The 5,569-nt window shown below is 70.1% G+C and carries 4 protein-coding genes; 2 read left to right on the top strand and 2 right to left on the bottom strand.

The window, feature by feature from the left end; all coding sequences use genetic code 11:
- Positions 1-550: 550 nt before the first annotated feature.
- Positions 551-2,272, bottom strand: a complete 1,722-nt coding sequence (locus AC0B61_RS33865; RefSeq protein WP_471745836.1) for a flavin-containing monooxygenase — start codon at positions 2,270-2,272, stop codon at positions 551-553.
- A gap of 44 nt (positions 2,273-2,316) precedes the next feature.
- Complete coding sequence (locus AC0B61_RS33860; RefSeq protein ID WP_471745834.1) at positions 2,317-3,210, bottom strand: class I SAM-dependent methyltransferase; 894 nt, start codon at positions 3,208-3,210, stop codon at positions 2,317-2,319.
- A gap of 1,513 nt (positions 3,211-4,723) precedes the next feature.
- Here AC0B61_RS33860 and AC0B61_RS33855 point away from each other — a divergent pair.
- Together AC0B61_RS33855 and AC0B61_RS33850 are read left to right on the top strand one after the other, a co-directional pair.
- Positions 4,724-4,984: a hypothetical protein gene (locus AC0B61_RS33855; protein WP_471745832.1), complete on the top strand. Its 261-nt coding sequence runs from the start codon at positions 4,724-4,726 to the stop codon at positions 4,982-4,984.
- Positions 4,985-5,017: 33 nt separating this feature from the next.
- Entirely contained in the window at positions 5,018-5,569 is a 552-nt protein-coding gene (locus tag AC0B61_RS33850; protein WP_471745830.1) for a 3-oxoacyl-ACP synthase III family protein, read from the top strand.

Genomic DNA, 5,569 nt, shown 5'->3' with positions numbered 1-5,569 from the left:
CCAGGCGGGTGCGTGCTGCGGTCGGTACCCGCTTCGCGGGTCGTCGCTTCCGTGTCGCTCGCGTGCCGGTGGTCCGCTGGTCGCTTCCGTGCTGTCCGTCGGTCTGTCGGCGGTCCGGGTTCGGCTTCCGTGCTGCCCGTTGCCGTACTGCCGGTTGTCGGGCTTGTGTTGGCGGTGGGGGTTGTCGCTGCGGTGGTGTTCGGCCGGTGGGTTGTCGGTGGGCCGGTGTTCGTGTGTTGGCGCGCTTGTCGGGTCGTTGCTGCCGTGTTGTCCGTGGGAGGTTCGGGTTCGGTTCCCGAACTGCTCGCTGGCGTACTGCCGGTGGTCGGGCTTGTGTTGGCGCTTGCGTGGTGTCGGCTGTTGTTGTTGGTCGTGGTGGGGGTGTCGCCCGGGTGGGTCGGGCGGCGGATCTGGGCGGGGCGGGTTGGGGTGGTGCGGGCCGGGCGGGCTGGGGCGGGCTGGGGCGGGCTGGGGCGGGCTGGGGTGGTGCGGGGCGGGCTGGGGTGGGCTGGGGTGGGTCGGGGGTGGCCGGTGGTGTGCCGGTTGGTGGTTAGGGGGTGGTGGTGTGGTTGGTGTGGGTGGCGGTTTGGTAGTTGGTGAGGTCGAGGTGGCGGGTTTGGTGGCGGAAGCGCCAGGTGTAGGTGGGCCAGATGGAGGGGTTGTTGCCGTGGTTGTCGGTGTACCAGCTGTGGCAGCCGCCGGTGTTCCAGACGGTGTTTTTGAGGCGTTGTTGGAGGGTGTGGTTGTAGGTGTTCTGGGCTTCTTGGTGGACGTCGATGCTGGTGAGGTGGTGGGTGTGGAGGGTTTTGAGGGCGTGGAGGATGTAGGTGATCTGGGCTTCGATCATGACGGTTTGGGAGGAGTGGCCGAGGGTGGTGTTGGGGCCGAGGATCATGAAGAGGTTGGGGAAGCCGTGGATGGTGGTGCCGCGGTGGGCGGTCATGCCGGTGGTGTTCCAGGTGGTGGCGAGGGTGTGGCCGTGGCGTCCGTGGATGCGGTGGGCGATGGGGCGGTTGGTGGCGGTGAAGCCGGTGGCGAGGATGATGGTGTCGGTGGGGCGTCGGGTGCCGTCGGTGGTGGTGATGTGGGTGGGGCCGATGGCGGTGATGGTGTCGGAGATGATGTCGACGTTGGGTTGTTGGATGGCGGGGTACCAGGTGTTGGAGAAGAGGAGGCGTTTGCAGCCGACGGTGTAGTCGGGGGTGAGGCGTTGGCGTAGGGCGGGGTCTTTGACGGATTTGTTGAGGTGGCCGGCGGCCATGTTCTTCATGCCGGTGGTGCGGGAGGGGCGGGACATGAAGAACGCGACGATTTCGCGGCCGTGTTTGTTGAAGGTGCGGCGGAAGCGTTGGTAGCCGGGGAGGTGGCGCAGCATCCAGGTGTGGCGGGGGGTGTTGGGTTTGTCGGGTTTGGCGGCGACCCAGGGGGGTGTGCGCTGGTAGAGGTCGAGGCGGGCGAGGTGGGGTTGGATTTTGGGGACGAATTGGATGGCGGAGGCGCCGGTGCCGATGACGGCGACGTTGCGGCCGGTGAGGTCGTGGTCGTGGCGCCATTGGGAGGAGTGGAAGACGGTGCCGGTGAAGGTGTCGAGTCCGGGGAGGTCGGGGATGGCGGGGTCGGAGAGGTAGCCGGTGCCGGTGACGAGGACCTGGGCGGTGTAGTGGCCGTGGGTGGTGCGCAGTTTCCAGTGGTGGTGGGTGTCGTCCCAGCGGGCGTCGAGGAGTTCGTGGTCGTAGCGCAGGTGGGGGTCGACGCCGTAGCGGGTGGCGCAGGTTTTGAGGTAGGCGTGGACTTCGGCTTGGGTGGCGAAGGTGGATTTCCAGTCGGGGTTGCGGGCGAAGGAGAAGGAGTAGAGGTGGGCTTGGACGTCGCAGGCGCAGCCGGGGTAGGTGTTGTCGCGCCAGGTGCCGCCGAGGTCGTGGGCGCGTTCGAAGACGAGGAAGTCGTCTTCTCCGGCGCGTAGGAGGGCGATGGCGGTGCCCAGGCCGGAGATGCCGGCGCCGATGACGGCGACTTTGAGGTGGCGCAGGGCGGGGCCGCCGGTGGCGGCGCCGGCTTCGGCGGGCGCGGGCGTGGGGGTGGTGGTGTGGGGGGTGGCCCCCGCCGCCGGGGCGGTGGGGGCGCTGCCCGTATCCGTGCCCGTATCCGTGCCCGTATCCGTGCCCGTATCCGTGCCGGTGCCGGTGATGGTGGTGGTGCTCGCGGTGGTGGCGTCGGGGGCGGTGGTGGTGGCGCTGGTGGTGGTGCGGTTGGGGGCGGGGGTGGTGGTCATGGCGTCCTCGGGTCGGGGTGTGGGTGGTGTCCTTGGGTCGGGGGTCAGGCGCGGCGGGTGAGGGTGACGCGGAAGTTGTTGAAGATGTGTTCTTCGAGGGTGTAGGCGAAGATGTCGAGGTAGCGTTCGAAGCGGGCGACGGTGGTTTCGTCGGTCATGGCGACGGCTTCGTCGCGGCGGGCGGCGAGCAGGTCGAGCCAGGCGCGGCAGGCGCGGGCGAAGGATTCGGGTTCGTTGCGGATCTCGGTGACCTCGAAGAGGCCGTCGAGGCCGGTGGAGAGTTCGGGCAGGCGGGGGATGTGGCAGCCTTCGAACTCCTCGCGCTGGAGGAACTTGAGGTCGTCGAGGAGTTGGCGGCGCAGTGGGGGGTTCTCGACGGTCATGGTGTGCAGGACGAAGCGGGCGCCGGGCTTGAGGAGGGAGTGGACCTGCTTGAAGAAGACGCGGTAGCGCTGGGTGCGCTCTTTGGGGGTGAGGGAGGACAGGACGAAGTGTTCGAGGGCGTTGATGCAGAACGCGGCGTCGTAGGGGTCCTGGCCTTCGGGCAGGCGGTGGTCTTCCCAGCTTTCGACGCGGGCTTCGATGGCGGGGTTGGCGAGGGCGTCGACGAAGTCGGCCTGGGTGCGGGAGAGGGTGACGCCGACGGCGTGCTGGACGCCGTGGACGGTGGTGAGGCGGTTGAGCATGGTGCCCCAGCCGCAGCCGATGTCCAGGACGTTGGCGGTGCCGGCGGCGCGGGCGAGGTCGGTGAAGGCGTCGAGTTTGCGTTCCTGGGCTTCGTCGAGGACGGCGACGAGGTCCTCGCCGTCCTCCCAGTAGCCGCCGGAGTACATCATGGTGGGGCCCAGGATGAGGCGGTAGAGCTCGTTGGGGACCTCGTAGTGGTGGCGGATGGCTTCGACGTCGGGGTTGATGGAGCGGGCTTCGACGGTGGTCATGGGATGGGCCCCTCGGTGTGGTGGTGACGGGAATCGGTCGGGAGTGTGCGGGCGGGCGTGGCCCGGGGTGGGCGGTCCGCGGGTAGCGGGGTGAACCGCTGGGCCGGGGCGCCGGGTCGGGCCCGCCGGCCTGGGCGGTGCGGTGGGCCGCTGGATGCGGTCCGGGCGGGACGGGTGGTACGGCTGTGCGGCCGGCCCCGTTGCCCCCTGCCCGGTTTGGGCCGGGGGTTGGTGGTCGGCACTTGTCTGCGGGAACTTCCCTGCAGTGGAACCCGGTTGGGTCCGCGGGAGCTGGTGCGATGGGCCGCTGGGTGCGGTCCGGGCGTGCGACGGGTGGTACGGGCCGTGCGGCCGGCCTCGTTGCCCCCTGCCCGGTTTGGGCCGGGGGTTGGTGGTCGGCACTTGTCTGCGGGAACTGCCCTGCAGTGGAACCCGGTTGGGTCCGTTGCGCTGGTGCGATGGGCCGTTGGGTGCGGTCCGGGCGGGACGGGTGGTACGGGCCGTGCGGCCGGCCCCTTTGCCCCTCGGCCGGATGGGCCCCGGGGTGGGTCGGTCGGCGTGTACCCGTGCGAACTGCCGTGCCTGGTCGACAGGCTGTCGCTGGCCCCCCTGTCATGCGTCGGGCCGGTGGGTGTGGTCCGGGCGTGAGGCGGGTGGTGCGGCTGTGCGGCCGGCCTCGTTGCCCCTGTCCGGTTTGGGCCGGGGGTGGGTGGTCGGTACTTGTCTGCGTGAACTGCCGTGCTGTGGGACCTGGTTGGGTCCGTTGCGCTGGTGCGTCGGGCCGCTGGGTGCGGTCCGGGTGGGGCGGGTTCTGGGTCTGGCTGTCCCCGGTCCCTCGTTCCGGCCGGCGTGTCCCGGCCGGCGCGTTCTGGTCGGGGTGTTGCGGGGCTGGGTGGCCGGTCGGACCGTTGCGGCCCGGTGGCCGGTGGCCGGTGGCCGGTGCCCGGTGGTCGGCCGGTGGTGCCTGGTGGTGCCCGGTCGGCCGGTGGGTGGGTGGGTCGGGTGCCTGGTGGTGTGCGGGCGGGTGTGGGGTGTCGGGGGTCAGGTAAGCGTGTGTCTCGCAAGCGGTGCGCAAGGGGGTGTGGGGGTGGGGGGTTGCGGGGTGGTTGCGTGGGGGCGGGTTTCATGCGGTTTCGACAAGGCACGTGGTCTTCGTGGCCGGGTGGTCTCCTTCTTCGGTGGGGGGCTGGTGCTTGTCCGGGTCTGTCCGTTCGGTGGTTTCGTCGGCGGTGTCCGGTTTCTTTTCCTTGTGTGTGTCGCGGTGGTCGTCGTCGCTGCTGTTGCTGTTGCTGTTCCTGTTGTCGGTGTCCGTGGTGCCCTGGTTGCGGGGTGTGGCGGTGCGCCGGGAAGGGGGGCGGGGGCGGGGCGGGGTGGCGGAACCGTGGGTGCCGGGGTGGGGGCGGGGCGGGTGTCGGCGAAGTTTCGGGGGGTGGCCCTGGGTGTTTTCCATTCGGTGTTTTCGACAGGCGTCCACCGTCGTGTGGCGGGTGGGCGAGGAGAGGAACGATCACTGATGTCGCAGATTCCCAGCATCGAGGACCTGGCGCAGCAGCTGCAGGCGGTGTCCGGTGCGGTCGAGATCGACGCGGACGCGGCGTTGCAGCACATCGCGGATGTGGATTCGTTGGATCTGATGGAGTGGTTGTACGGGTTCCAGAACCAGTACCCGCACATTCCGGCGGACGAGTCGCTGTTCGCGGACATCGATGACACGACGACGTTGCGGGTGGTGCACGGGCGGATCCTGGCGCTCGTCGCGGCCGAGGGCAACTGAGGGCCGGGGGCGGGCGGGGAAGGGGGTCGGGCGGTGGGTGGTTTCGATGTCACCGGCTGGGGGTTGTCGGTGCCCGAGCGGGTGGTGACCAGTGCGGAGCTGGCGCGGCGTTTCGGGGTGGACGAGCACTGGATCGTGTCGCGGTGCGGGATCCGTGAGCGCCGGGCGGTGGGGCCGGGGCAGAGTACGGCGTCGATGGCCGTGGAGGCCGGGCGGCGGGCGCTGGAGCGTGCGGGGTTGTCGGGTGCGGATATCGCGCATCTGATCGTGGCGACGGCGACGCCGGAGCAGCCGTCGCCGGCGACGTCGGCGTTCGTCCATGAGGCGCTGGGGATCGCGGGCAGTGCGCACGATGTGAACTCGGAGTGTGCGGGGTTCGTGTATGCGCTGGTGACGGCGGCGGGTCTGATGCGGATGGATCCGCGGCCGATTCTGGTGATCGGGTCGGACACGCACACGTTGACGGCGAATCCGGCGGACCGGGACCTGTCGATCCTGGTGGGTGACGGGGCGGGGGCGGTGGTGTTGCAGCCGGGCGCGGTGGAGCGGATCCGGGCGTGGAACCTGGGTGCGGACGGCTCGTGA

The sequence above is a fragment of the Kitasatospora sp. NPDC023385 genome, assembly GCF_055664045.1.
Note: the sequence above shows the minus strand (reverse complement) of the source record. Positions and strands in the feature narration are given on the sequence as shown.